This window comes from Micromonospora peucetia, from assembly GCF_900091625.1.
Taxonomy (GTDB): Bacteria; Actinomycetota; Actinomycetes; order Mycobacteriales; family Micromonosporaceae; genus Micromonospora; species Micromonospora peucetia.
In genome coordinates, this window is the sequence record NZ_FMIC01000002.1 from 2,148,599 (window position 1) to 2,173,676 (window position 25,078).

Below are 25,078 nucleotides of genomic sequence, written 5' to 3' on the forward strand. Positions count from 1 at the left end.
CCGCTGTTCCGGCCGGCGTAGGGCTCCGCTGACGCGGCCGTCACCGCTGCTCGAGTGCCCGCAGGAAGTGATGCATCCCGGAGGACGGATTGTCGTCGGGGAAGGCGGTGCCGTTGCGCGTGTGTAGTTGCTCCAAACGTTCGGCTCGGCGGGCCGCCTGCTTCCGTCGTGGCATGTAGACGGCGCTGTCGATGCTTTTTCCCGTCCGGCCGTCGAGCTTGCGACTCATGCTCTCCGCCTCGGCGGTGCTGGCAAACTTGGCGAAATCGCGATGATGCAGGATGAGCCAGAGTTCGAAGCACGGGTTCGAGATGACCAGACCGATTCCTTTGACCTGGGCGAGCTGCCGGGCCTCGAACAGGTTCGGATGGTTCTTCGGCCACTCGGTGTCGAAGATGCACCAGCATTCGTCCACCTCCGGGTCGGCGAGCCGGTCGGCCGCCATCCTCACCAGAGTGAGTGGGACGCCCTGCTCGGGGTGGATCTCCAGGTTCAGGGCGGTGTTGTCCGCGATCTCGGGCAACCTCTTCAACCCGTTGACGTAGTCGGGCTCGGAGTTCTTGCCCTCGCAGAACACGACGACCGTGCGTAGCTCTCGACGGCTGGCGATTGTGCGTTTGAGGGGCTTCGACTCGCGGCGTCGTTGTCTCATCGCCGGTCAGCCGATCAACCCGAGCGCTCGTAGGAACTCCGTCTGATCAACCTGGGGAAGTGCGCCGAATCGACCATGCAGATAGGCATTCTCCAGGTTCTGTGACTTGCGTACCCGCTCGCCGGCGAATTCGGCGAGCGCGCCGAGCCGGGTGGAGCCGTCGAGCCGTTTCTCGGTGAGCCAGACCTCGTCCCGGTTCAGATGGTTGAGCAGGCTGGTGTCGTGGGAGGTGAAGATGAGCTGTGCTCCGTACGGATTCGTGACCCGACTCTGGAAGACTCGTAGCAGCTCCGCGGACAGCGTCGGGTGCAGGCCGGCGTCAAACTCGTCGAGAATGACGATCGACCCGGATCGCAGCGCCGTCAGCACCGGGCCGATCAACCCGAACCACGTCTTCGTTCCCTCTGACTCGGCCGAAAAATCGAGCGGTGCGGAGTTACCGCCGGACCGATGGACAAGACGTAGCCGACGTTGGGTTCGGGTCTCGCCGGAGCTGGAAAAGGGAATCTCCTGCTCGTCGATGACGACATCTTGGATGCCGAGGTCGGCAAGGCGTAGTAGCGCCAGCGCCTGTTCACGCCTGCTCAAGGTGGGCCACTTTCCCTCCTCCCGGGGGGAAAGCGAGTGCTGATCGTTGTCCTGGCCATCGAACCAGTGGGTCGTGTCCGCCGTGCCGAAGAAGCGCTGCATCGCTCGCCAATTGGGGAAGAGTGTTCGTCGCGGCACTTGGCCGAGCACCTGAATGCGCAACAGATCGTTGGCGAACTCCGAAACAAGTGGCTCATCGAAGCGTCGTGCGACAGACAGCGCCAGCGTCCGCTCGGTGAGGAGTTCACGGGTGCCAGACAATGCTCCGAGGCCGCGCTGGAGCTTCAAGTTGGAGCCTTCGCGCTCGAAGATCCTGCGGCGCTTCTTCTCCGGATAATGGAAGAGGCCCTCATACAGGACCTGGCCGGTGCCGATCTCCAGGACGTACTCGAAGCGCACGCCGCCGACCGTAGTTTCGATGACGAACTCGCTCGGCTCGGTCGGCCCTGTCCCGAAGGCGAAGGGCTCCAGCGGAATGTCGTCCTCCCAGAAGCGAATCGAGTCCTTCACCGCGTCGCGCAGCCAGGCGAGCGCGCCGACGACGTTCGACTTGCCGGACGCATTCGGCCCGTAGACCGCAGCCAGCGTCAGGAGGCTCTCCCCAAGGTGGGGCTGCTCCCGGGCTGCCTCCCGATCGTGGTCCACAGCCACCAGCGACAGCTCGACCCCTGCGGCGATCGAGCGGTAGTTGCTGGCCCCGAACCTGATCAGCACGAGTCCACGCTATCCCACTCGCCAGCAGCCGACATCCTCGACACTTTGTCGAATCGCGACGAAATCCGCCCTCTTCCTGCATGAAGGAGGTGGGCAGGAGCCTCAGACAGCTCGCGGCAGCCTGCTGACTGCGGGAAGGTGCCGGTCCAGCCAGGAGAGCAGGACATGCTCGTAGTGTGGGCTGATCGCGGCCAGGTCCTCGACATCGTTGACGGTGGGCGCGTGGTCGCAGCCGGCGAGCCGGACGATGGTCAGCTCCGCCACGCGGGCGGCCCGGTGCCACACCGTCAGACTCTCCTCGATCGGCGTCCAGGCGTCGGTTTCGCCGTAGCAGAGCAGTACCGGGCAGGACAGCGCCGCGAAGACCGGCTCCGGATCGAAGTCCATGTCGACCCAGGCACCGGGCTCTGCCACCTCGCGCGGCAGGAACGCCAACGGAAGCCAGGGCCGCTCGACGGCCGCGTCCAGCTCCGCCTGAGCGACAGAGCGGGACAGTTGGCCCCGCAGGTACGCCTCTGCGACTCCCCGCAGTCGGTCCAGCTCGGCGAGGTCGGCGTCGCCGTACCCGTGGCGGCGAAGTTGCTCGGCGGTGCCGTACCGCATCTGCCGGGCGGGGCTGACCCCGCTGCATCCGACGAGCACGAGGAAGTCGACCGGGTGTCGGATGGCGGTCAGCGCCGCAGCCCAGGCTCCCTGGCTGAATCCCCACAGCCCGACGGGGACGTCGCCGACCTGCCCGCGCAGCACGTCCAGGGCTGCCGCCGCGTCGTCGGCCTGGTCGGTCAGCGGCACGTCGCGGGCGTTGACCCGGGGACGCCGGTCGTAGCGCAGGACCGCGATGCCGGCCGGCGGCAGCAGCCGGCCCAGGTGCTCGTAGAGGAAGTACCGCCGCGTGTCATGGTGGGAGCCGTGCAGCACGGCGAGAGCTCCCCGGGGCGGCCCCGCCGGCAGGTTCAGGATGGCGGGCAGTCGCTGCTCGCCCACGCTCGTCTCCATGCCGGTCAGTCAACCACCGGCCAGCCGCCGGCGCGGCTCCCGCAGCCGGGCCGCTCTCGACAGCCCTGTCGCCACAGCCGTAGATCGCGCCGGTGGCCTGCGGTGGCGGTGGGCACAGGCCAGCCATCCGGCTTGGACGCGATCTGTGATTTATCGTGAGCGGGGAGTGCTGGTGCGGCGTCCCGTCGGCGCCACAGGTCTACCTCCCGACCGGGACAACCAACTCATCGGGAGTAGGGCATGGGCCTCATCCACATCGAGCTGTTTACCACCCTCGACCTCGTCGGGCAGGCACCCGGCGGCCCCGAGGAGGACCCGGCGGGGTTCCCGTTCGGCGGCTGGCAGGCGCCCCTGCTGGACGAGGTCGCCGGGGCGCAGGTCGGTGCCGCGTACGAGGGCACGGACGCCCTCCTGCTCGGCCGGCGGACGTATGACATCTTTGCCGCCTACTGGCCGTACCAGGAGGGCGGCGAGGACAACGAGATCGCCACGCTCTTCAACAGCGTCCCGAAGTACGTGGCCTCTCGCGGCAGACCCGACCTCTCGTGGGCCGGGTCCACGCAGCTCGGCCCGGATCTGGCCGACGCGGTGCGCGAAATCCGTGACAGGCACGAGCACGTCAAGGTCGTCGGGAGCCTGAACCTGGTGCAGACCCTCCTGCGCGAGAAACTCTTCGACCGTCTCGACCTCTGGGTGCACCCGATCGTGCTCGGCGTCGGAAAGAAGGTGTTCGACGGTGGCGCGGTGCCCACGAACGTCACGCTCCTCGAGCCGCCGGTAGCCAGTCCGAAGGGCACCGTGTACCTGCGCTACGGGCTCGCCGATGGCACGCCCGGGACGGGAGACATGAGCGCACCCGATCGCGGTGCCGGACGCGACGACTGAAGACGCCCCGCGCCAGGTGGGTCCGGGAGAGCCGCCGCCGCATCGTCGGCCTGGGTGCTCGACGGTACGTCGTGGCGGTTCATCCGGGGCGCAAGTCGTAGCCCAGCACCGCGATGCCGGCCGGCGGCGGCAGCCAGGCGGCCCCCGACAGGCCTAGGGTGCCGGACGTGGACAGTACGGGCTGGCTGGCGGAAACCAGGGATTCCTACGACACCGTTGCTGCCGACTATGTGGAGCTGGTGCGCGACCTCCTGGCCGACGCGCCCCACGAACGAGCGGCCCTGGCGCTCTTCGCCGAGCTGGTGCGGGCCGCCGGTGGAGGACCGGTCGCCGACGTCGGCTGCGGACCCGGACGCATTACCGCCCATCTGCATGGACACGGCATCGACGCCTTCGGAATCGATCTCTCCCCGGTGATGATCGAGATAGCTCGCCGAGAGCATCCCCACCTGCGGTTCGAGGTGGGCTCCATGACCAACCTCGCGCTCGCTGACGCCTCGGTCGCGGGCGTGGTCGCCTGGTACTCGCTCATCCACGTTCCGGACGACGAGGTGAGCTCGGTCTTCGCGCACTTCCGGCGGGTACTGCGCCCCGGTGGCCCGCTGCTGCTCAGCTTCCACGTCGGCGACGAGTCGCAGCTGAAGACCCAGGGCTACGGTGGCCACCCCATGAAGGTCCACGTCCACCGCCGCCGGCCCGCCCGCATGGCGGCCTGGCTGCGCGCGGCCGGGTTCACCGTCGAAGCAGAGACGGTCGTGAGCTCGCCGGAGAGCAAGCTCGGCGGAATCCTCTTCGCCCGCTGGCACCCCTAGCCGCCCCAACCGCTGCCGGCCAGAGTGGCGACTTCGTGTCTGTTTGGCCGACGGCGGTTCCGAGCCGCCGTCTTCGTCCCGGGGACGCCGTGGCTGTTCCTGGGGCGGTCAGGCCCGCTCGGCCACCTCAGCGACGAACGCGCGCCACGCCTCGGGCGCGAAGGTGAGCGCCGGCCCGGCCGGGTCCTTCGAGTCGCGTACGGCGACGACGCCAGGAAGGTTGTCGGCGACCTCGACGCACGCGCCACCGTTCGAGCTGCTGCGGGTGCTCTTGCGCCACTGGGCGGCGGTCAGGTCATCCATGATCGCGCTCTCAACAGGTCGATGGTTTGGTCTCGCGGCAGCGCGACCGACCTCACGGTATCCCAGACCGCCCAGAGCGGAGCAACGTCATTCGTCAGGCGGCCTGCGGCTTGGTCGTCCAGGTAGCCGACCTCGCCGTCCGGCGTGCTGGCGATGATGAACGGTCCGGCTTGACCGGGATGCAGCCCAGCGTTGAGGGGAAGCACATGAACCAGGACGTTCGGACGGCGGGCAAGCTCGATCAGGTGATCGAGCTGCGGTTGCATGACCTCGGGATCTCCCCGCCGGAGTGCAGCCTCGTCGATCACGAAGACCAGGAGGGGAGGCCGCGGGCGTTCGAGCACGGCGGCTTGGCGGCGTAGCCGGGCGTCGACATAGGCTTCCGCGTCAGCCATCAGCGGCCCACTTTTGAGGACGGCACGAGCGTATTCCTCGGTTTGAAGAAGGCCAGGAAGAACAGCCGACTCGAACCACCGCAGCCCTGATGCCTCGCGCTCAATCTCCGTCCACGGTCTGAACCAGGCGGGCTCGCGACGCTTCAGCGCGTCCGGCCAGAGTTCCTCTATGTCCTTGTTGAGAATCTCGGCGACCTGGGCACGGTGTCGAGTCTGCGGGATTCGTCCCTGGCTCACCCACCGCGCTGCTGTCTTCGGATCGACACCGACTTGAGCTGCAAGGCTCTCCGCAGTCTGACCGGCCTTCGCCATCGCTACCTGTACCGCCCGGTTCATCCCCATCCCTCACACGAACGTCCCGAATGATTGAGGTACAGACTGCTACGTGGTGTCACTGTCTGGCAACCCTGGGCAAGGTTCTTTGTAGACGGCGTGAGCCGGTGGAGGCATCCCCAAGCCCGCCGGTCGTGCCGACGAGGGGGCCGCCGCTGGGCGAGCATCCGGGGCGGCCCCCTCCTCCACCCGATGGACAAGCCCGCTGGACAAGGGGGAAGACGTTGCCGGACGGCCAGCCGCCACCGAAACCAGACCCGAAACCCACGCCGACGACACCGCCGGCCCGTCCGGTCGTACCGAGGCCGATCGGTCCCTTCGTCCCGCCGTACCGGGGCCCGGGCCGGATCAACCGAACGCCCGCGTCGCGCTGGGCAGCCTGCCGCAACGCAGGGCCTGCTCGGTGAACCCGCGAGAGATCAGGTCCGGTGACGTCCTGCACCTGACCCGGTCGGCGAGCCCGCAGTTCGTCCGCCCGATCACCGTCCGCGTCATCCGCCTGCTGGTCGACTGGCACACGTACCACGGCTGGTGCTGGATGGACGTCTACGAGCTGAACGCGCATGGCGACGCCGTGGACCGGCGTTCGCTGTACGTGCTGTACGAGGGGGTGCGTTGGCGTACGACGCCTCCGGTCCCCGCGGCCCCGGCCCTCCGCCGCCCGCTTCCCCGTCGGCGGGTCACGGTATGACCCGCAGCCGCGTCCACCTGCCCTCCCGCCCCACCTGGCGTTGCCAGGGGTGCGGGATTGCCTGGCCCTGTTCAGCGGCGAAGCTCCGCCTTCTTGGCGAGTATCGCGAGAACCGACCCGCCCTGCTGGTCTACCTGGCGACGCTTCAGGCCGAGGCCGCCGAGCAGCTCGCCGAGCTGGACTGCGGGACGCCACCCGACCGCCTGGCCGAGCGTTTCCTGCACTGGGCGACACCCCGGGGACAGCCCTACCTCAGCGGCCCCGTCGAGCCCGAGGTGCGCTGACCGCCGGCACAACCCGATCGCGCCGACCGCCGGTACAGCCCGAACGCGCCGACCGCCGGTGCAGGTCGGACTCCGTCGAAAGATGTAGCGGACGTTCGTTCCGTGGGGCGAGTCGACAGCGCCGACGCCGGCAGAGAATGATCTCGTGCCCTCACTCACCGGAAGCCTCGCATGAGCGTCGGACTGCTGCTGTCGCTCGCCGGTTTGGCTCTGGTCGACAGCACCAGCATCGGCACGCTCTTCATCCCGGTCTGGCTGCTGCTCGCACCCGGGACGGTCAATGCCCGCCGGATCTTCGTCTATCTCGGCACGATCGCCGTCTTCTACTTCGCTGTCGGGCTTGTGCTGGCCCTCGGCGGCAGCCGGCTGGCCGACGTCCTCGGCGGGGCGATGGACAACCGGCCGGTGCTCTGGGCGCAGCTCGCCCTCGGGGTCGGGCTGTTCGTGCTCAGCTTCCGCTACGACGGCAAGCGAACCGGAAAGTCCGGCGGCGTGCTGCGCTGGCGGGACCGGGTCACCGCCGGCGACTCCTCGGCGCGCTGGCTCATCGGGCTGGCACTGCTCGCCGCGCTCGCGGAGGTGGCGACGATGCTGCCGTACCTCGGCGCGGTCGGCCTGCTGACCACCTCGGGGATCGGCGTGGCCGAGATGGTGGGACTGCTCGCCGGCTACTGCCTGGTCATGGTGCTGCCGGCGGTGGTGCTGCTGGCGGCGCGGGTGGCCTGGCCGAGGCTGGTCGAGCCGGTGCTGGCCCGGCTCAACGCCTGGATCATGCGGAAGTCCGGCGGCATGCTCGGCTGGATTCTCGGCATCGCCGGCTTCCTGCTGGCCCGCGACGCCGCGTTCCGGCTGGAGCTGTTCGGCTAGGACCCGCCGCCTGGTTGTAGCCTCGGCCCCCATGAGTTGGCTGCCTGACGACTTCGTTCACCCCGTCTACGTGCCCGTGCCCAGCACCGCGCTTCACCTGCGGCCGATCCGGGAGGCGGACACCGCACTCGACTACCCCGCCGTGATGGGCTCCCGAGAGCGCTTGTGGGAGATTTTCGGCCCGGCCTGGGCTTGGCCCAAGGAGACGATGACCTATGAAGAGGACCGCATCGACCTGCTGCGGCACGAGAAGGAGATAGCCGCGCACCAGTCGTTCAACTACGCGCTGCTGGACGAGGAGGAGACGGCGATCCTCGGCTGCGTCTACATCGACCCGCCCGAGCGCACCGGCTCCGACGGCGAGGTCTCCTGGTGGGTGGTGGACGACCTGGTCGGCGGCGAGGCGGAGCGCGCGCTCGACGCGCTGGTGCCGCAGTGGATCGCCGCCGACTGGCCCTTCCAGCAGCCCCGTCATCTGGGCCGTGACATCACCTGGCAGGACTGGCTCGCGCTGCCGCGCGCCTCGTGACACGTCCGAGGCGGTGCCTGGATCGCATTAGCGCGAGCATTCCGCAGCGGGCCGACCCCCAGGCCGGTGGATCAGGTGGTGATCCGTTCGGGACGGGCGTAGACGTTCATCGTGTTGCCGCGTAGGAAGCCGACCAGGGTCAGCCCGGCTTCCTCGGCCAGTTCCACCGCCAGGGTGCTCGGCGCGGAGACCGCCGCGAGCAGCGGCACCCCCGCCATCCACGCCTTCTGGGCCAGCTCGAAGCTCGCCCGCCCGGAGACCAGCAGGACGTGCCCGGCCAGCGGCAGCCGCCGCTCGCGGACCGCCCAGCCGACGACCTTGTCTACGGCGTTGTGCCGGCCGACGTCCTCGCGCAGCACCACGAGGTCGCCGTCGGCGGTGAACAGGCCCGCCGCGTGCAGGCCGCCCGTACGGTCGAAGCCGCGCTGCGCCGCGCGTAGCCGGTCCGGCAGCGCGGTCAGGACCGCCGCCGGCACGGTCAGTGGGTCGTCGCCCACCGCGAAGACCGATCGGGTACGCACCGCGTCGATGCTCGCCTTGCCGCACACCCCGCATGAGCTGGTGGTGTAGAAGTTCCGGGCCGCGTCGGTGGCGGGTTCGGGCACGCCGGGCGCCAGCACCACGTCCACCACGTTGTACGTGTTGGGCGTCTCCGCGCCGGCGCAGAGCTGCGCGGTGTGCACGTCGTCGGCGGAGCGGATCAGCCCCTCGGTCAGCAGGAAGCCGATCGCCAGGTCGAGATCGTCACCCGGCGTACGCATGGTCACCGCGAGGGGCCGCCGCCGGCCGGGACCGGCCGAACCGACCCGGATCTCCAGTGGCTCCTCCACGGCGAGGCTGTCCTGCCGGCGTACCGAGGTGCGGCCGGTGGCCGTCGCGTCGAGGTCGATGCGGAGCACGCCGCGTCGGTCAGTCGCCCGTCCCATCCCGCCATCCTGCACCCCGTGCCCGGTCCGCCGCGCGGCTACCAGGGCCGAGATCGCTGGTGGGGCTCCCGCCGACCACCTGTATCCACGATGTACGTGCCGTGTACGCCGCCGGCCGTACGGTGGCACCGCCCGCAGAAAGTATGACCAGAGGATGGGCCATGACCGTTACGGTCGCTGTTGTGGACGACAGGTCGCTGACCTTTCGTGGAGTCGTCGAGGCCCTCGAACGAGCCCACGGGGTAACCGTGGCCGGCGTGTTCTCCTCGGTGGAGTCGGTCGCCGGGTTGAGGGACGTGCCCACGGTCGTCGTCACGGGTCACTGCTACCCGGAGTTGGACACCGACCCGCCGTGGCCCGAGGGGCTGGCCTTCGTCGTCCTGGGAACGTGCCGTGAGCCGTCGCGGGTGCGTGCCGCGATGAGCGCGGGCGCGCTCGCCTACTTGGACCGGGACGTCGACGAGGCCACGTTGCTGGCGGCGGTGCACGCCGCCGGCCGGGGTGACCTCTACCTCGCGGGCTCCGCGCGGATCGCGCTGCTGGCCGAAGCCACCGCCGAGGTCAGCGACGGCGCCCCGCCCGCGCTGACCACCCGGGAGCGGGAGGTGCTGTGGCTCGTCGCGGAGGGCCTCACCCACCAGCAGATCGCCCGTCGGCTCTGTCTGTCCAAATCCACGGTCGACACCTACACCCACCGGCTGCGACAGAAGACGGGCGCGGTGAACAAGGCTGGGCTGACCCGGGTCGCGATGACATTCGGACTTGAGCCTGCCGCCTAGGTCTTCCGGCGGCGGGCTTCGTCTGACCAGGCCGGCGTGGCGGTGATGTCGGAGAGCACCGCCACGCCGGTGGCCGGGGTTGCTGGCAGATCTCAGTACCGGGTCTGCACGGTGAAGTACCAGCTGACCCGCCCCTGCGTGTTGGTCACCGCGTGGCACGGCCCCGGCGACGTCCATGAGGAGACGTGCGCCGGCCGGGCCGCGTTGCAGGCCGCCTGCGTCGAGTAGAACGGGCTCCGGTAGGAGCCCGCGTAGGCGGGCTGGCCCGTGGCAAGCACCAGACCGCCGGCCACCACAGTGGCAGTGATCAGGGCGCGGACGCGAGGGCGGCGCATGATCTTCGTCATCGTTTGTCCTTCTTCGCACCCCAGCCCCGTCGTGGCCTGAGGGGTGTCAGCTAGAAATGATCTTGTTTTGCTCAGGATCAGGGCGCGTATGACACGGGTACCGACCACGGAAGGCACCCGTCGAGCCCGCCACCCGGCGGGGGAAGGATCGGAAACGCGGTGCAGGGTCGATGCTGGTCGGCCGACCGTCCACGGTCACGTCGCATTTCTGTGTAGGCCGCTTCACCGGCCAGCGCCGCCGCCCCGCCAGCGCCGTCAGCGCCGCCGCCCCGCCAGCGCCGCTGTCTCGCACCCTGTGCCCGGGGCGTCGCACGACTATCGTGACCTGATGTACGCATACGCATACGCGGCGTTGGTTCTGGCGGGCGGGTCCGCGCGCCGGATGGGGGGCGTGGACAAGCCCGCCCGGACGGTCGGCGGCCTGCCGATGCGGGACCGGGTGCTGACCGCGGTCGCCGACGCCGACCCGCGCATCCTGGTCGGCCCGCCCGGTCCGGTGCCCGCCGGAGTGCGGGTGACCCGGGAGGATCCGCCCGGCGGCGGTCCGGTCGCCGCCGCCGCAGCCGGGCTGGCCCTGGTCGATGCCAATACGCCGGTGGTCGCCCTGCTGGCCGCAGACCTGCCCCTGCTCACCCGGGTGGCCGTCGGCGGGCTGCTCGACCGGCTCGACGCGGATCACGACGGCGCCTGCTACGTCGACGACGACGGGCGGCGGCAGACGCTCTGCGGGGTGTGGCGGGTCGCCCCGCTGCGGGCCGCCCTGGACCGCCTCGCCGCCGATCGTGGCGGCCCTGCCGAGCCGGTACCGCCGAGCCGGGCGTCCCGCCCAGCCGACGGGAGCGGATCACACTCGCACCCCACCGCTCCGTTCGCCGGGATGCCGATCCGGGCCCTGCTCGCCGGGCTGCGGGTGTGCGAGGTGCCGTGGTCCGGTGCCGGGCCGCCGCCCTGGTTCGACTGCGACACTGACGAGGACGTACGCCGGGCAGAGGAGTGGACGCGATGACGGTGTTGGACGACTGGGTGACGGCGGCCTGCGCCGAACTCGACCTGGACCCCGCCCAGGTGCCGGTGCCGGCCGTGCTCGACCTGGCCAGGGACGTGGCGCACCAGGTACTGCGGCCGGGCGCCCCCGTCACGGCGTACCTTCTCGGGCTGGCGGTCGGACGGGGCGCGGACCCGGCCGGCGCGGCGGCCCGGCTCGGCGCGCTGGCCGCCGCCTGGCCGGTCGAACTCGGCGCCGAACGGCCGGGCGGAACACCCGCCTGACCTCCGCTGTCCGATCACGGTCGGGCTGATTCGCCTCCCCGGTTGCGTGGGTAGGGTGACCGTGACGGACGGAGGCGATCATGACGGCAGACCACCCCTCGGCGCCGAGCGACGACTCGCCCGGCACCCTGCCGGCGCACCACGAGCACATCCTGCTCGACGAGCCCAGTACGGCCGACCTGCGGGCCAAGGTCACCCAGGCCTGGCGGGAGTTCGCGCGGGCGTTGGCCGAGCGGTTGACGGCGCTGCCGGCGGGCACGCACGTCGAGCTGACCCTCGACCCCACCGCCTCCGGCACCGGCGACGCGGTCTACTCGATCAGTGTCGACGTCGGCGAGGGAGGCCGGCTGGCCGCCCGCGCGGTCGGCAACGCCACGCTGCCACAGGGCTACCGGCTGGACCGGGCCGCCGTGGCGGACATGGTCGCCCTCGGCTGGTCGCCACCCGGTGTGGTGGAGGGCTCCGGCGAGCAGTTCGGGCTGGACGGCGACACCGCCGAGGCGACCAGGCTGGCGGCCCTGCTCACCCGGACGCTGCGCGACGTCTACGGCGCCCCGCACCCGGCCTTCCTCGTCTACCTCATCCACGACGCCGAGGGCGAGCCGCTGCCGGTGGAGGCGCTGGGCACCGCGCGCAGCGAGTTCGGTCCCGACCGCGACGTCGAGGCCGACCTGGACGAGGCGCTGGCGGCGGCTGCCGCCGCCCAGGCGCCCGAGCACGACGTGGCCGCGCTCGCCGAGCAGGTCCGCACGGTCGTCTCGACCATGCTCAAGTCGGACTCGGACCTGTTGCAGGTCGACTCCGACGGCGACATCAACATCCGCGCCGGCTCGGCGATGGTCTTCGTCCGGGTCCGCGACAACCCACCGCTGGTGGACGTCTTCTCACCCGTGCTGACCGAGGTCGAGCCGACCGAACGGCTCTACGTGAAGCTCTCCGAGCTGACCAACCGGATGCCGATCGGCCGGCTCTACTGCGCCGACGACACCGTGTGGGCGTCCATTCCCGTCTTCGGCCGCAACTTCCAGCCCACCCACCTCATGCTCGCCGTCCAGGTGATGACCGGGCTGGCCGACGAGCTGGACGACCGCCTGCACGGCGAATTCGGCGGGAGGCGGTTCTTCGGCGAGGGGGACAAGCCCGTCAACCGGGACCAGGACGAACACCGCACCGGCATGTACCTCTGATCCACCACCCCCGCTCCCGACGGGCGGTGGCGGGTGGAGCCCGGAAACCCCGAGAAACCGGGCCCCACCCGCCGGGGAGGGAGGATCAGGTCACAGGGAGCCAGTCGAGGCTCCGCGCGGTGGCCGGGTCGGTGGCCCGCAGGCCGGCGTCGGAGATGGTCCAGAGCACGTCCCCGACCAGCAACGACCTGAGGACCGGGGCCGCCCGGCCGGTGTGGGACACCGTGCCGACCTCGCCGATGGCGGCCCCGGACACCCGCAGCAGGCGTACGTCGTCCCCGACCGGCAGGGCGACCAGGCCGGTCTGAGGGTGGTGCAGGAACGCGTGTGTGTCGTGCTCCAACGCGGAGTACGCCTTCGGCACGTGCCACTGGTCGAGTCGGGTCGGGCGGGCCGGGTCCCGTACGTCGAACAGGGAGACCTGGAGCCCCTGCGTCCGGCCCCGCCGGTCGGCCTCCTGGCCCACCCCGAGCAGCCGGCCGTCCGGCAGCGGGTGCAGGTACGCCGAGTAGCCGGTGATCTTCAGCTCGCCGGTGACCCGGGGCGCGGCCGGGTCGGTCAGGTCGATCGCGTAGAGCGGGTCGGTCTGCCGGAACGTGACCACGTACCCGGTGCCGCCGAGGAAGCGTACGGAGAAGATCCGTTCGCCGGGGCCGAGGCCGGTGACCGCGCCCGTCCGGACCAGCGTGTTCCCGTCGGGGCGCAGCACGTACACGGCGGACTCCGACGTCGGGCCGGCACCCCAGGTGTCGCCGGTGGTGGTGGCGACCCGCAGGTGCCCCTGCCACTGGGAGAGGGCGTACTGGTTGATGAGCGTCCCGGGCACCGTGCCGGCGGCCACGTAGCGCGGACGCCCGGGCGAGCCGGTGTCGAACTGGTGGATCTCGGTGACCTGCGGGCCCGGCCGCCAGCGCCCTCGCGGCGAGTCGGGCCGAGCCACCACCCTCCGGTCTCCGGCGAGCCAGAGACCGGTCCCGGTGCCGTAGACGATGCTGGCGTCGGCGGCGACGCTGACCGGGTCGCCGTCACCGAGCCGGTCGCCGGTGAGGTCGAAGCTCAACACGGTCAGCATCGACGTCCCGGACCAGACCGGCGGCTGGCTCAGCCGGTCGCAGCCGACCCGGCCGACGTGCCGTTCCGCCCCGGCCGTCCACTCGTACTCCGGCAGCCACGCCTCCACCCCCGCCCGCGCGACCACGGCCCGGTTGGCGGCCGTACGCGTCTCGTCGGTGCCCTCTCGCTGGTCCTGCGAAAAGGCCAGTTCGGGACGGGTGCGGACCACGATCCGTGCGGTGGACCCGGTCTGTCGGGCGTCCACGAGCACCCCGTCCATCCCGTAGGTGCCGAGCACCCGCGGCGTACCCGCGAGGTCGACCAGGATCAGGCTCGGCGCTCCGGACGGCCGCGCCTCCCGGGTCGCCGGCTGCATTTCCGCGCCCATCGTGTAGGACAGCACCAGCGCCCGGTCGCCGTGCAGCAGCAGGGTCGCCTGCTGCCCCCACCTCGGCTTCGGCAGCATCCGGGTGAGGTCGACACGGCCGGTCTCCCGCCGGGCGGCCGGATCCACCACCCGCAGCACCCCCCGGGTGACGGTCACGATGCGTCGCCCGTCGGTCTTGACCAGGTCAGGTTCGTCCGCGCCGGCCTCGTGCACGTTCGTCGTGGAGTGCTCCGGGGCGGACTCCGGGGCCATCCGCGCGCCGGCGGCTGCCTGGGGCACGCCGCCGAGGGGGACCCCGGTTCGCCAGCCGTTGTCGAAGCCCCACGGGCCGACGGACGCGCCGGTGGCGGCGCGGAGCCCGGCCAGCGCCTCGGCGCAGGAGTCGTAGGAGACCAGCAGGGGCGCGGCCGTCGGCTGCCCCGGCGTCATCGGCTGCCCCGGCGTGGACGACTCGGGCGACGCGGTCGGGAACGTGCTGCCACCGAGCAGGGTGAGCGCGGCCAGCGCGCCGATCGCGAAGATGTGGGCTCCCCGTGTCATGGCCGGTTCGACGCGCCGGGCCGGCGCGCGGTTCCAACCCCCCTCCGACCGGCCGCGCCGTTTGCGCCGCGTCGTCGTTCGGGCCCTGCCGTCCGCCGGCCCGGCAGCCCGCCGCTGGTCAGCGGGGGGCGGGTCCGACGCCGGGGGAATCCACGAGGCGGGAGAGCACGATGGTGCTCCGGGTCGAGGTCACGAACGGCTCGGCCCGCAGCCGCTCCAGCGCCGCCTCCAGGTGCCCGATGTCGGCGGCCCGCAGATGTACGAGCGCGTCGGCCTCGCCCGAGACGGTGTACGCGCCGACCACCTCGGGGTGCCGGCGGGTGGCCACCCCGATCTGGGCCGGGGTGGTCCGCCCGGCGCAGAACAGCTCGACGAACGCCTCGGTGGTCCAGCCGACGGCGGCCGGGTCGACGACGGCGGTGAAGCCCCGGATCACGCCGGTCGCCCGCAGCCGGTCCACCCGTCGTTTGACCGCCGGAGCGGAAAGCGACACCCGCTGTCCGATGTCGGCGTACGAGGCACGGGCGTCCGCGACGAGCAACGCAATGATCCGCTGGTCCACGGCATCTATCTGCAACGTTCCGCCTCTGGGAAGCAATGGTTGTGGCTGTTACCAAAGTTCTACGGTACCTACCCTTGGTCACCGTGAACCAGCAGCGAGTCCCGCGAAAGCGGGCATATCTCATGTGCTCGCCCGAGCATTTCGCGGTCGAGTACGCGATCAATCCGTGGATGGACGTGACCACGCCGGTCGACTCGGAGCTTGCCGTCAAGCAGTGGGACCGGCTGCGGGAGGCCCTGGTCGGCCTCGGTCACGAGGTGCACCTGCTGAGCCCCGAGCGGGGCCTGCCCGACATGGTCTACGCGGCCAACGGGGCGTTCGTGGTCGACGGCACGGTGTACGGCGCGCAGTTCAAGCACGAGCAGCGGGCCGCCGAGGCCGCCGCGCACCGGGCGTTCTACGAGTCGCGGGGCTGGCGGTTCATCGCGCCGATCGAGACCAACGAGGGCGAGGGTGACTTCGCATACCTGCCGGAGACGTACGGCGGGCTGATCCTCGCCGGGCACGGCTTCCGCACCGAGTTGCCGGCGCACGCCGAGGCCCAGGAGGCGCTCGGTCGACCCGTGGTGTCGCTGCGTCTGGTCGACCCGCGCTTCTACCACCTGGACGTCGCGCTCGCCTCGATCGACGACCGGAACATCGTCTACTACCCGGGCGCCTTCTCCACGGCCAGCCAGCGGGTGCTCGCCCAGCTCTTCCCCGACGCGGTGGTCGCCGACGCCGAGGACGCCCTGGCCTTCGGCCTCAACCTGGTCAGCGACGGGCTCAACGTGGTGTTGAACAGTGAGGCGACCCGGCTGGCCGGGAAGCTGAAGGCGGCCGGCTACCACCCGGTCCCGGTCGAGCTGGCCGAGCTGAAGAAGGGCGGCGGCAGCGTGAAGTGCTGCATCGCCGAGCTGCGCCCCTGAGCGTACGACGAAGGGGTCGGCTTCCCGGCGAGGGAGGCCGACCCCTTCCGGGTGGTGCCGGTGCTCAGCCGAGCGTGGCCAGCTCGGTCACCAGGACGTTCGACAGCACCTGACCGTCGAGCTGGACCTCACGCAGGTACCACTTCTGCTGCGGCGTGCGCGGCTGGTTGAACTGCCACACCCCGCGCGGGCTGTCGATCTGGCCGATCTTGCCGAGGGCCAGGTTGACCTGCTGCGAGTTGGGCGACCCGCCGGCGATCCGGATCGCCTGGTCGAGCACCTGCGCGGCGTCGTACGAGGCCATCGCGTAGGTGGTGGGCGAGGTGCCGTGCTTCTTGCGGTACGCCGAGGCGAACCGGCGGTTGGCCGTGCTGTTCAGGTCGGCCGAGTAGTTGAGCGCGGTCTGGATGCCCAGCGCGTCCTCGGCCTTGACGCTGCCCAGCACGGCACCCTCGGTGAGGAAGCCGGGGGCGTAGACCTTGCCGGTGAACCCCTCGATGCGCAGCTGCTTGATGAACTCGACCGCCGCCGGCCCGGAGTAGAAGCAGAACACCGCCGACGGGTTGCGGCCCAGCGCCCTGCGGATGTCGGCCCGGTACGCGGACTTCGACGGGTTGGTGAAGGCGCCCGTCGAGACCATCGCGTCCTTGATCCGCGGGTCGGACACGCCGAACTCCTGCCGGAAGCCCCGCACCACGTCCTGGCTGCCGACGCTGTCCGGCGCGATGATCGCCAGCCGTGCCGACGGCTCCAACTGTTCGCGCAGGTAGCGGCCCAACGCCCGGCCCGCCTCGTCCAGCACGTACGACGTCCGCCAGATGTAGACGACGCTCTGGAGGCTGGACGGCGAGGCGTTGGAGCCGATCAGGGGCACCCGGGCCTGCTCGACGGTGTCCCTGATGCCGGACATGACGTTCGCGTCGACCACGCCGGTGAGGGCGAGCACGCCCTGCTTCAGCAACCCCTCGACGGCGGCCTTGCCGGTCTTGACGCTCTCGCCCTCGTCAGCGGTGAGCAGGGTGGTCGGGTGCCCGCCCAGCATCTTCTCGTTGAGGTCGAGGAAGAGCTGGAAGCCGTGGGTGATCTCGTCGCCGATCGCCTTGAGGCCGCCGCTGGTCGGTGCGACGAGGCCGATCTTGATCGGGCTTCCCGGGCTGGCCGATTCGCCGTCGGCGTCGTCGGTGCCGCAACCGGCGACCAGTCCGGCCGTACCGACAGCGGCCAGCAGTTGGAGAGCCCGCCTGCGGTTCATCTGCGACACCGAGTTCCTTCCGGGGAACGTTGCAGGGCGGATCGCGCCCCCTCGGCGTTCTACCCGGTCAGCGACGCTGCGTCAATGCCTAACGATCATCCTGGAGGGATCGGAAAGCAGCCGTGATCTCTGGCCACGCCGCGGACTCCGGATCAATGAGCCCGTAATGCTCGCATTTCGGCAGCTCAACAAGGCGGATGTCGCCTCCCGTCGCGCGACCGGCGGCGACGAACTTCCGGCTCATGTCGATCGGCACCTGTTGGTCAAGTGCGCCATGAATGACTACGGTCCGTGTTGATATCGGCACCAATGACCGTGGATCGGCGGCGGCGTACCGCTCGGGGTGGTCCGCCGGGCCACCGCCCAGCAGGGCGGCCACCGCCCCCTCGTCCAGATCCAGCCGGTACGCCTGCGCGAGGTCCGACACCGGCGCGAGCGCCAGCACACCGCCGACGGCGGCCGGGGCGGTCGCCGCCGCGTACAACGCCAGGTGCCCTCCCGCCGAGTGGCCCACCAGGAGCGGCGGCCCGGCGGCGACCCGCCCGGGCAGCGCCCCGGCCGCGAGTCGGGGCAGCTCCGTCACGCCGGCCAGCACGTCGGTCAGCGTCCCCGGCCAGCCGCCACCCGGCTGCCCCGTCCGGCGGTATTCCACCTGGGCCACCGGGTGGCCCTGCGCGGCCAGCGCGACGGCCAGCGGGTCGGTGTGCCGCCGGTCGTACTCGGCCCGCCAGAAGCCGCCGTGCACCACCACGACCAGCCGCCGGGCCGGGCCCGACCCGGCGGGGGCGCGCAGGTCGGCGACCTGGTCCGGGTGGTCGCCGTAGGAGACGGTGACGTCCGGGACCGCGGCGGGGCGGGTGAGGACGTCGCGGGGGTCGGCGGGCATGGCGCGACCGTAGCGCGGATCACGTCCGATCCGACGCCGGGGATCGGTCCCCGGGCGCACTGGCGCTCGCGGCTGGGTAAAGATGGGTCCCATGACCGAAGCACACTCCACTGGACAGAACGACGAGCCGGGCCAGGAAGGCACCGGTCACTCCGGAACGGTGGTGGTGGTCGGCCCGGACGGGCGGCCCGTCGGCACCGTGCAGACCGACGAGGCCCACGCCGAGGACCCGACCCGACTGGTCGAGCAACCGGCCAAGGTGATGCGGATCGGCAGCATGATCAAACAGCTGCTGGAGGAGGTCAAGGCGGCCCCGCTCGACGACGCCAGCCGGCACCGGATGCGGGAGATCCACGAGCGGTCGATCGTCGAGCTGAAGGACGGGCTCGCCCCCGAGCTGCGCGAGGAACTGGAACGGATCTCGCTGCCCTTCACCGAGGAGAAGGCACCCAGCGAGGGCGAGCTGCGCATCGCGCACGCCCAGCTCGTCGGCTGGCTGGAGGGCCTGTTCCACGGCATCCAGGCGGCTCTGGTCGCCCAGCAGATGGCCGCCCGGGTGCAGCTGGAGCAGATGCGCTCCGGCCGGCAGGCGCTGCCCAGCGGACCCGGTGGTCCCGGCGGCATGCTGCCGGGCATGCCGGGGATGGGCCAGCCGCCGGGCGGCGAGGGGCACAGCACCGGCCAGTACCTCTGACCGCGCGGCCGGCCGGGGACGCCGGCCGGCCGCTCACCCCATCCCGAAGATCTTCTCCAGGTACGTCGCCACGCCGTCCGCCGAGTTCGCCGCCGTGACCTCGTCGGCGATCGCCAGGACGGCGTGGTGCGCGTTCGCCACCGCCACCCCGCGCCCGGCCCAGGTCAGCATCGGCACGTCGTTGGGCATGTCGCCGAAGGCGAGCACGTCCCGGGAGTCGATGCCGAGCCGTGCGCAGTACCACGCCAGCCCGGCCGCCTTGGTCACGCCGGCGGCGGAGATCTCCACCAGCCCCGAGTACGACGAGTGGGTCGCCTCCGCCAGTCCCTCCAGGACCGCGGCGACCAGCGCGACGAACGCGTCCGGATCGTGTTCGGCCGACCGGGCCAGCAGCTTCACCGCCGGTGCGGCCAGCAGCTCCTCGGGGGTCTCGACCGCCCGGATCGCGTCGTGGTCGGCGTCCCAGCGCAGTGGGTAGTGCGTCTCGTGCCGCATCTGCCGACTGTCGACGATCTCCACCGCGAAGCTGACCTCGGGCACCTCGGCGCGCAGCCGCCGGGCCACCTCGGCGAGCAGTTGCGGCGCGAGCGGGTCCGCCCGCAGCACCTCGTCGGCGACCGGGTCGTAGACCACCGCGCCGTTGGCGCAGATCGCCGGCAGCGGCTCGGCGAGTTCCTCGTACACCATCTTCAGCCAGCGGACGGGACGGCCGGTGACCAGCACGACCGGCGTGCCCCGCGCGGACAGCCGGGCCAGCACCTCGGCCGTGTGCGGGCTGAGCGTGCGGTCGTCCCGGAGCAGGGTGCCGTCGATGTCGGTGGCGATCAGCCGTGGTTCCTCTCCCATCAGCGGGACAGTAGCCGATCGAGGTACACCGCCACCCCGTCGTCGTCGTTGCGCAGGGTCACCTCGTCAGCGAGGGAGCGGACCGTCGGGTGGGCGTTGGAGACCGCGACCCGGGCCCAGCCGGCCCACTCGAACATCGGCAGGTCGTTGGGCATGTCGCCGAAGACCAGCACCTCGGCCGGGTCGACGCCGAGGCGCTGCGCCACCACGGTCAGCCCGGTGGACTTGTCCACCCCCGGCGGACAGATCTCGACGAAGCCCAGCCCGGCCTGGGTGAGCGTGGCGACCTCCGGCGGGACGACCTGCCGGGCGACCGCGAGCAACTCGTCGACGTGGTGGTCGGCCGTCCGGACGAACGCCTTGATCACATCGCAGGAGAGGCAGTCGGCGCGGCTGCGCGTCTCGAACGCGTCCTGGTAGGGCCAGCTCGGGTGGTAGTCGCCCCAGAGCGGCGCGTCGTGCTCGTCCGACGCCTCGACCATCACGGTCAGCGGCCCGACGGCCGCCTCCAGGTCGGCCAGCAGCGCGGCCAGCACCTCGGCGGAGAGACGCTCGTCGCGCAGCACCACCGGCCCGGCCGGGTCGCTCTGGTCGACCACCCGGCCGCCGCCGGCCATCACCAGGAAGTCCGCGGCGCGGATGTCGTTGCGGGTCAGCTCGGCCAGCCGGGGCCCGCGACCGGTCGCGCCGACCACCGGGATACCGGCGGCCCGGACCCGGTCGAGCACCCCGTGGGTGTACGCGGAGACGGTCTCGTCGCTGCGGACGAGCGTCCCGTCGAGATCCGTGGCGATCAGTTTGGGCAGGCCCGGGCGGGTCATCGTTCCTCCTTCGCCCGCCGCCGTCGCAGCCAGCCGTCTCGGTCCTCGGTGCCTCGGCCCTCGGGGACGGCGGGCAGCAAACGTACCTCGCGGGACGGGCCCCGACCACGGCGTTCCGGCGAATGCCTCGCCAACTGACGACGACCCGCCGGTGTCCCGTCCAGGGCCTCGCCCACGGGCCGTACGGTGGGCAGGTGGGAGAGCGGACCTGGCCGGTGGCGGAGATCATCAGCACTGAGCGGCTGCTGTTGGAGCCCCTCCGTGTCGACCACGCCGAGGAACTCGCCCCCCTCCTGGACGACCCGGCCCTGCACGAGTACATCGGGGGCGGCCCGGCCACCCCCGAGCAACTCCGGGAGCGTTACCGCCGGCAGACGGCCGGGCGGTCGCCGGACGGCCGGGAGGGCTGGCTCAACTGGGTCGTCCGGCACCGGGACACCGGCGACGCGGTCGGCACCGTGCAGGCCACGGTGCGGCTCGACGGTGACCGGCCGGTCACCGAGTTGGCCTGGGTCGTCCTGGTGCCGCACCAGGGCCGCGGCTATGCCGGCGAGGCCGCCGTCGGCCTGGTCGGCTGGCTGGCGGAGCACGGCATCGGGGCGCTGGTCGCGCACGTGCACCCCGACCACCGGGCCTCCGCCCGGGTGGCCGAGCGACTCGGCCTGCGGGCCACCGACGAGCGGATCGACGGCGAGGTCCGCTGGGTGGCCCCCTGAGGGTGCGGGGCGGCCCGGCAGCCGTGCCCGAGCGGGGCGGCGGTCACCGACCTGGGGGCCCGGGTCAGTCCCGGGGTTCGGGGCGGGCGAAGGGGATGGCCGGCCCGACCGTGAGGTCGGCCGGCGCGGGCAGCCCGTCGTCCACCACGTCCCGGGCCCTGCGGCTGCGGCGGCGCTGGCCGACCGGCTCCGCCTCGTCCCCGTCGTCCGTCTCCTCGGGGACCGGGACCGCCCTGGCCGGGGCCAGCTTCAGCGCCGTTGCGAAGAGGACGCAGGCCAGGAAGGCCATCACCAGGCCCCGGCCGTACTCGACCCGGAACCCGTCGTCCGTCGAGTAGAAGAAGACCCGCTGGCCGGCCTCGTCGAGCGAGGCGGCGGTCGCGACCAGCAGCCCCAGCAGCGCCCCGGCCAGGGCCAGCCCGACGAGCCGGGCGTTCGGGCGTACCGAGAGGGTGCCGCGCAGGGCGAGCACCACCGCACAGACCAGGGCGAACAGCCCGGCCAGGTAGCCGACCCCGAACCCACCGACGTCGGACACCCCGCCCGGCACCCGCAGCGGCGTGTTGCCCTGAGGGCCGGCGTTGGGGAGGATCATCACCTGCCACTCGCCCAGCATCGAGGCGAGGGCGGCCACCGCGCCGAGTGCCGCGAGCAGCACCGGGAGCCGGCGGTCCCGGCCCAGGCCGGAGAGCGTACGCCCGATCCGGCCCGGCCCGTCCGACTCCGTCCCGCCCCACTCCAGGACGGCCGCACCGTCGGACCGGTGTTCCTGTCGGGGAATGGGGGATTCCTGGGACATCGGCCACCCTTCCGCATTCGCCGGGCCTGGCTCGAATCATGACACAGTACGCACCCGACGACGCGGAGCGTGAACGGTCGCAGACCTGTGCCTGTTGGGCTAGCGTCGGGTGCATGCCTATCCGTACCGCTTCCGCACAGTGGCAGGGCAACCTCACTGAGGGCGCCGGCACCATCCGCACCGGTAAGGGCGGACTGGAAGGGAACTACTCCTTCAAGTCCCGTTTCGAAGAGGGCGAGGGCACCAACCCCGAGGAGTTGATCGGCGCGGCCCACGCCGGCTGCTTCTCGATGGCGTTCTCCAAGGCGCTCGCCGAGGCCGGCTCGCCGCCCACCTCCGTGGAGACCACCGCCAAGGTCCACCTCGACAAGACCGACGCCGGAATGGCGGTGACCCGGATCGAGCTGGAGACCGTCGGCCAGGTGCCCGGCATCGACGAGGCGCAGTTCACCAAGCTCGCGGAGACCGCCAAGGAGAACTGCCCGATCTCCCGCCTGCTCGCCCCCGGCGCCCAGATCAGCCTGACCGCCCGGCTCGTTTCCTGACGGCCTGCCCCGCCTGCTGACCGTCCCGGCGTCGGCGTCGACCGCCACGGGGAGCGTGCTTCCCGTGGCGGTCCGCACCCTGACCGGCGTGGGTGGTCCGCCGGCCCTGACCGGCGTGGGTGGTCCGCCGGCCCCGACCGGCGCGGGCGGGCCGCGACGTCGGGCAGAATGGGCCGGGTGCCGGTGGAGATGAGTCGCGAGCGCTTCGAGGAGCTGGTCGGCGACGCGCTCGACGAGGTGCCCGAGGAACTCCTCGCCCTGATGAGCAACGTCGTGATCCTGGTGGAGGACGACCCGCCGCCCGGCGAGGACCTGCTCGGCCTCTACGAGGGACACGCCCTCACCGAACGAGGCTGGGACTACGCCGGCGTGTTGCCGGACCGCATCCTGATCTATCGCAACCCCATCCTGGGCATCTGCGACAACGACGAGGACGTCGTCGACGAGGTCGCGGTGACCGTGGTGCACGAGATCGCCCACCACTTCGGCATCGACGACGCCCGCCTGCACGAGCTGGGCTGGGGCTGAGCGGGCCGGTCGGCCGGTGTCCGGCGGTTGCCACGTTCGCATACCGTCGCGTTGAGGCATCACGAACCCAGGAGGCACTTCCATGCGCAGCGAGCTGTTCTCGGCGGAGAACCTTGAGAAGGAGTCCGCGCAGCCCGGCATGCGGCTGCAGAACTCCAAGATGTTGAAGATCGAACTCAACGGCGAGGCGATGGCCCGGGTCGGGTCGATGGTCGCCTACCAGGGGCAGGTGCAGTTCCAGGCGCTCGGCTCCGGCGGGCTCGGCAAGTTCCTGAAGCAGAAGCTGACCGGCGAGGGCGTACCGCTGATGAAGGTCTCCGGCCGGGGTGACGTCTTCCTCGCCGACTTCGCGAAGGACGTGCACATCATCGACCTGGAGCCGGGCGACGCGCTCTCCATCAACGGCTCCAGCGTGCTGGCCTTCGACTCCACCCTCCAGTACGACATCCGGATGGTCGGCGGGGCCGGCATGGCGTCGTCGTCCGGCCTGTTCAACTGCGTCTTCAGCGGTCACGGCCGGATCGCCATCACCACCAAGGGCGCCCCGGTGGTGCTCAACGTCGACGCCCCCACCTATGTCGACCCGCAGGCGGCGGTCTGCTGGTCGGCCAGCCTCCAGACCGGCTACCACCGCGCCGAGCAGCTCGGCCTCGGCACGCTGCTCGGCCGCCGCACCGGCGAGTCGTTCACGATGAGCTTCGCCGGCCAGGGCTTCGTCGTCGTCCAGCCGTCCGAGGAGCCGCCCATCATGGGCAGCGGCACCCAGGAGCAGCAGGGCGGCCTCCTCGGCGGCCTGCTCAGCTGACCCGCGCTACCCGCACCACCGGCACTATCCGCACCGTCCGCATCGTCCGCGCCGCCCCGCCCCGCGCCGCCCGGCCCGCCGGATCCGGCTCCGGTCGGGGCGGTGTCGTTTCGGGCATGCCGGTTCGGGCCGTGCCGTTCCGAGGTGGCGCCGCTCCGAAGGGTGGTGTCGTTCCGGGGGCGGTGTCGTTCCGAAGGGTGGTGCCGTTCCGGGCGGTGCCGTCAGGTGAGGTCGCCGGTGCGGAGGCGGGCCAGCCAGGCGGCGGCGTCGGCGTAGTCGGCGTCCGAGAGCCCGGGCGGGGCCGGGATCGGGCGGTCGCCCATCCCCGGAAGCCGGTGCCGGGGGTACGAGCCCAGGAAACGCACGTCGGCGCAGACCCGGCGTAGACCCTGCAACGCCTCGCCGAGCCGTACGTCCGCCACGTGCCCGGCGCAGTCGAGGAAGAAGACGTACCGGCCGAGCGTCTCCCCGGTCGGGCGGGACTCGATCCGGCTCATGTTGACCCCACGCACCGCCAACTCCATCAGCACCGACAGCAGCGCGCCCACCCGGTCGTGCGCGATATAGATCGCCAGCGACGTCACGTCGTCGCCGGTCGGCGGCGGGGGCGGCCCGGGGCGGGACACCAGCGCGAAGCGGGTCACCGCGTCCGAGTGGTCGGCGATCTTGTCGGCGAGCACGTCGAGCCGGTGCCGGCCGGCACCGATCGGGGCGCAGATCGCCGCGTCGTACTCGCCGGTGGCAGCTCCGGCGGCAGCCGCGCCGTTGGAGAGCACGTCGACCACGACCGCGTCGGGCAGGTGCGCGCGCAACCAGCCCCGGCACTGGTTGGACGCCTGTGGGTGGGCGGCGACACCGCGTATCCGCGGGAGCGTCGTGCCGGGCCGCGCGGCCAGCACGAACTCGACCGGCAGGACCACCTCGCGGGTGATCACCAGGGGCTCGCCCTCGGCGAGTTCGTCCAGGGTCACCCCGATCGCGCCGCCGATCGAGTTTTCCAGCGGTACCAGGGCCGCGTCCGCCTCCCCGGCCCGTACGCTCTCCAGCGCCTCGGGCACGCTGCGGGCCGACGTGCGGCTGCCCCGCTCGGCGGCGGGGATGCTGTTCAACGCCTGCTCGGCGAAGGTGCCCTCCGGTCCGAGGAAGACGAAGCGCGTCGGCGGTGTTCCCGGCATGGC

31 protein-coding genes are annotated in these 25,078 nt (G+C 71.6%); 16 read left to right on the forward strand and 15 right to left on the reverse strand.

Features of this window, described 5'->3' with window-relative positions:
* Positions 1–40: 40 nt before the first annotated feature.
* From GA0070608_RS10050 to GA0070608_RS10060, 3 genes are all read right to left on the reverse strand, one after another.
* Entirely contained in the window at positions 41–652 is a 612-nt protein-coding gene (locus tag GA0070608_RS10050; protein WP_091625619.1) for an RloB family protein, read from the reverse strand.
* Positions 653–658: 6 nt separating this feature from the next.
* Entirely contained in the window at positions 659–1,954 is a 1,296-nt protein-coding gene (locus GA0070608_RS10055; protein ID WP_091625624.1) for an AAA family ATPase, read from the reverse strand.
* 102 nt (positions 1,955–2,056) lie between these two features.
* The gene (locus GA0070608_RS10060; protein WP_091625628.1) at positions 2,057–2,950 is read right to left on the reverse strand and encodes an alpha/beta hydrolase family protein; all 894 of its coding nucleotides are present in this window, start codon (positions 2,948–2,950) and stop codon (positions 2,057–2,059) included.
* A gap of 240 nt (positions 2,951–3,190) precedes the next feature.
* Here GA0070608_RS10060 and GA0070608_RS10065 point away from each other — a divergent pair, with 240 nt between their 5' ends.
* Positions 3,191–3,835: a dihydrofolate reductase family protein gene (locus tag GA0070608_RS10065; RefSeq protein ID WP_091625633.1), complete on the forward strand. Its 645-nt coding sequence runs from the start codon at positions 3,191–3,193 to the stop codon at positions 3,833–3,835.
* A 167-nt stretch (positions 3,836–4,002) separates the two neighbouring features.
* Positions 4,003–4,647 (forward strand): class I SAM-dependent methyltransferase, encoded by a 645-nt coding sequence (locus GA0070608_RS10070; RefSeq protein WP_091634777.1) that lies wholly within the window; start codon positions 4,003–4,005, stop codon positions 4,645–4,647.
* Between the two features lie 108 nt (positions 4,648–4,755).
* Here GA0070608_RS10070 and GA0070608_RS10075 read toward each other — a convergent pair whose 3' ends face one another.
* Positions 4,756–4,950 (reverse strand): DUF397 domain-containing protein, encoded by a 195-nt coding sequence (locus GA0070608_RS10075; RefSeq protein ID WP_091625636.1) that lies wholly within the window; start codon positions 4,948–4,950, stop codon positions 4,756–4,758.
* Positions 4,938–5,681 (reverse strand): helix-turn-helix domain-containing protein, encoded by a 744-nt coding sequence (locus tag GA0070608_RS10080; protein ID WP_091634780.1) that lies wholly within the window; start codon positions 5,679–5,681, stop codon positions 4,938–4,940. The genes GA0070608_RS10075 and GA0070608_RS10080 overlap by 13 nt, the downstream gene beginning before the upstream one ends.
* Before the next feature lie 400 nt (positions 5,682–6,081).
* Between GA0070608_RS10080 and GA0070608_RS10085 the strand changes: the two genes are divergently transcribed.
* From GA0070608_RS10085 to GA0070608_RS10100, 4 genes are all read left to right on the forward strand, one after another.
* Complete coding sequence (locus GA0070608_RS10085) at positions 6,082–6,369, forward strand: hypothetical protein (RefSeq protein WP_245715754.1); 288 nt, start codon at positions 6,082–6,084, stop codon at positions 6,367–6,369.
* Positions 6,366–6,653: a flavin reductase gene (locus GA0070608_RS10090; RefSeq protein ID WP_091625640.1), complete on the forward strand. Its 288-nt coding sequence runs from the start codon at positions 6,366–6,368 to the stop codon at positions 6,651–6,653. The genes GA0070608_RS10085 and GA0070608_RS10090 overlap by 4 nt, the downstream gene beginning before the upstream one ends.
* A gap of 171 nt (positions 6,654–6,824) precedes the next feature.
* Positions 6,825–7,520: a GAP family protein gene (locus GA0070608_RS10095; RefSeq protein ID WP_091625644.1), complete on the forward strand. Its 696-nt coding sequence runs from the start codon at positions 6,825–6,827 to the stop codon at positions 7,518–7,520.
* A gap of 31 nt (positions 7,521–7,551) precedes the next feature.
* Positions 7,552–8,049, forward strand: a complete 498-nt coding sequence (locus tag GA0070608_RS10100) for a GNAT family N-acetyltransferase (protein WP_091625648.1) — start codon at positions 7,552–7,554, stop codon at positions 8,047–8,049.
* A gap of 71 nt (positions 8,050–8,120) precedes the next feature.
* Here GA0070608_RS10100 and fdhD read toward each other — a convergent pair whose 3' ends face one another.
* Complete coding sequence (gene fdhD, locus GA0070608_RS10105) at positions 8,121–8,975, reverse strand: formate dehydrogenase accessory sulfurtransferase FdhD (protein WP_091625654.1); 855 nt, start codon at positions 8,973–8,975, stop codon at positions 8,121–8,123.
* 161 nt (positions 8,976–9,136) lie between these two features.
* Between fdhD and GA0070608_RS10110 the strand changes: the two genes are divergently transcribed.
* Complete coding sequence (locus GA0070608_RS10110) at positions 9,137–9,754, forward strand: response regulator transcription factor (protein WP_141719434.1); 618 nt, start codon at positions 9,137–9,139, stop codon at positions 9,752–9,754.
* A gap of 92 nt (positions 9,755–9,846) precedes the next feature.
* Here GA0070608_RS10110 and GA0070608_RS10115 read toward each other — a convergent pair whose 3' ends face one another.
* The gene (locus tag GA0070608_RS10115; RefSeq protein ID WP_091625662.1) at positions 9,847–10,101 is read right to left on the reverse strand and encodes a hypothetical protein; all 255 of its coding nucleotides are present in this window, start codon (positions 10,099–10,101) and stop codon (positions 9,847–9,849) included.
* 328 nt (positions 10,102–10,429) lie between these two features.
* On the opposite strand from GA0070608_RS10115, the gene mobA reads away from it, so the two are divergent.
* The 3 genes from mobA to GA0070608_RS10130 all read left to right on the forward strand — a co-directional run bounded on the left by mobA (position 10,430) and on the right by GA0070608_RS10130 (position 12,557).
* Positions 10,430–11,107, forward strand: a complete 678-nt coding sequence (gene mobA / locus GA0070608_RS10120) for a molybdenum cofactor guanylyltransferase (RefSeq protein ID WP_091625666.1) — start codon at positions 10,430–10,432, stop codon at positions 11,105–11,107.
* Complete coding sequence (locus tag GA0070608_RS10125; protein ID WP_091634787.1) at positions 11,104–11,370, forward strand: DUF6457 domain-containing protein; 267 nt, start codon at positions 11,104–11,106, stop codon at positions 11,368–11,370. The genes mobA and GA0070608_RS10125 overlap by 4 nt, the downstream gene beginning before the upstream one ends.
* An 80-nt stretch (positions 11,371–11,450) precedes the next feature.
* Positions 11,451–12,557, forward strand: coding sequence for a T3SS (YopN, CesT) and YbjN peptide-binding chaperone 1 (locus GA0070608_RS10130; RefSeq protein ID WP_091625669.1), 1,107 nt, complete (start codon positions 11,451–11,453; stop codon positions 12,555–12,557).
* Between the two features lie 85 nt (positions 12,558–12,642).
* On the opposite strand, the gene GA0070608_RS10135 is transcribed toward GA0070608_RS10130, so the two are convergent.
* On the reverse strand, positions 12,643–14,538 hold the full coding sequence (locus GA0070608_RS10135) for a beta-propeller domain-containing protein (RefSeq protein WP_091625674.1): 1,896 nt from the start codon (positions 14,536–14,538) through the stop codon (positions 12,643–12,645).
* 118 nt (positions 14,539–14,656) lie between these two features.
* On the reverse strand, positions 14,657–15,115 hold the full coding sequence (locus GA0070608_RS10140) for an Lrp/AsnC family transcriptional regulator (RefSeq protein WP_091625679.1): 459 nt from the start codon (positions 15,113–15,115) through the stop codon (positions 14,657–14,659).
* Positions 15,116–15,174: 59 nt separating this feature from the next.
* Here GA0070608_RS10140 and ddaH point away from each other — a divergent pair, with 59 nt between their 5' ends.
* A complete protein-coding gene (gene ddaH / locus GA0070608_RS10145) occupies positions 15,175–16,008 on the forward strand; it encodes a dimethylargininase (protein ID WP_342672615.1) in 834 nt (277 codons plus the stop codon).
* 64 nt (positions 16,009–16,072) lie between these two features.
* Here the strand turns inward: ddaH and GA0070608_RS10150 are convergent, their stop codons facing one another.
* Both GA0070608_RS10150 and GA0070608_RS10155 read right to left on the reverse strand, forming a co-directional pair.
* Positions 16,073–17,269: an ABC transporter substrate-binding protein gene (locus tag GA0070608_RS10150; protein WP_091625685.1), complete on the reverse strand. Its 1,197-nt coding sequence runs from the start codon at positions 17,267–17,269 to the stop codon at positions 16,073–16,075.
* Between the two features lie 79 nt (positions 17,270–17,348).
* Positions 17,349–18,146: an alpha/beta hydrolase family protein gene (locus GA0070608_RS10155; protein WP_091625689.1), complete on the reverse strand. Its 798-nt coding sequence runs from the start codon at positions 18,144–18,146 to the stop codon at positions 17,349–17,351.
* Positions 18,147–18,228: 82 nt separating this feature from the next.
* On the opposite strand from GA0070608_RS10155, the gene GA0070608_RS10160 reads away from it, so the two are divergent.
* Positions 18,229–18,840, forward strand: coding sequence for a bacterial proteasome activator family protein (locus GA0070608_RS10160; RefSeq protein WP_091625693.1), 612 nt, complete (start codon positions 18,229–18,231; stop codon positions 18,838–18,840).
* Between the two features lie 33 nt (positions 18,841–18,873).
* Here GA0070608_RS10160 and GA0070608_RS10165 read toward each other — a convergent pair whose 3' ends face one another.
* Together GA0070608_RS10165 and GA0070608_RS10170 are read right to left on the reverse strand one after the other, a co-directional pair.
* Positions 18,874–19,686 carry an HAD family hydrolase gene (locus GA0070608_RS10165; RefSeq protein WP_091625697.1) on the reverse strand — a complete coding sequence of 271 codons (813 nt, stop codon included), beginning with the start codon at positions 19,684–19,686 and terminating at the stop codon, positions 18,874–18,876.
* Positions 19,686–20,507 carry an HAD family hydrolase gene (locus tag GA0070608_RS10170; protein ID WP_091625701.1) on the reverse strand — a complete coding sequence of 274 codons (822 nt, stop codon included), beginning with the start codon at positions 20,505–20,507 and terminating at the stop codon, positions 19,686–19,688. Before GA0070608_RS10170 ends, GA0070608_RS10165 begins: the two co-directional genes overlap by 1 nt.
* Positions 20,508–20,701: 194 nt before the next feature.
* Here GA0070608_RS10170 and GA0070608_RS10175 point away from each other — a divergent pair, with 194 nt between their 5' ends.
* Positions 20,702–21,223 carry a GNAT family N-acetyltransferase gene (locus GA0070608_RS10175; protein WP_245715755.1) on the forward strand — a complete coding sequence of 174 codons (522 nt, stop codon included), beginning with the start codon at positions 20,702–20,704 and terminating at the stop codon, positions 21,221–21,223.
* A 64-nt stretch (positions 21,224–21,287) separates the two neighbouring features.
* Here GA0070608_RS10175 and GA0070608_RS10180 read toward each other — a convergent pair whose 3' ends face one another.
* Positions 21,288–22,022 (reverse strand): hypothetical protein, encoded by a 735-nt coding sequence (locus GA0070608_RS10180; RefSeq protein WP_091625709.1) that lies wholly within the window; start codon positions 22,020–22,022, stop codon positions 21,288–21,290.
* Positions 22,023–22,135: 113 nt separating this feature from the next.
* On the opposite strand from GA0070608_RS10180, the gene GA0070608_RS10185 reads away from it, so the two are divergent.
* The 3 genes from GA0070608_RS10185 to GA0070608_RS10195 all read left to right on the forward strand — a co-directional run bounded on the left by GA0070608_RS10185 (position 22,136) and on the right by GA0070608_RS10195 (position 23,900).
* Positions 22,136–22,567 carry an OsmC family protein gene (locus GA0070608_RS10185; protein ID WP_091625713.1) on the forward strand — a complete coding sequence of 144 codons (432 nt, stop codon included), beginning with the start codon at positions 22,136–22,138 and terminating at the stop codon, positions 22,565–22,567.
* Positions 22,568–22,750: 183 nt separating this feature from the next.
* Complete coding sequence (locus tag GA0070608_RS10190) at positions 22,751–23,095, forward strand: metallopeptidase family protein (protein WP_176733949.1); 345 nt, start codon at positions 22,751–22,753, stop codon at positions 23,093–23,095.
* An 82-nt stretch (positions 23,096–23,177) separates the two neighbouring features.
* Positions 23,178–23,900 carry an AIM24 family protein gene (locus GA0070608_RS10195; protein ID WP_091625717.1) on the forward strand — a complete coding sequence of 241 codons (723 nt, stop codon included), beginning with the start codon at positions 23,178–23,180 and terminating at the stop codon, positions 23,898–23,900.
* A gap of 221 nt (positions 23,901–24,121) precedes the next feature.
* On the opposite strand, the gene pheA is transcribed toward GA0070608_RS10195, so the two are convergent.
* Positions 24,122–25,075, reverse strand: a complete 954-nt coding sequence (gene pheA, locus GA0070608_RS10200; protein ID WP_091625720.1) for a prephenate dehydratase — start codon at positions 25,073–25,075, stop codon at positions 24,122–24,124.
* Positions 25,076–25,078 lie beyond the last annotated feature (3 nt).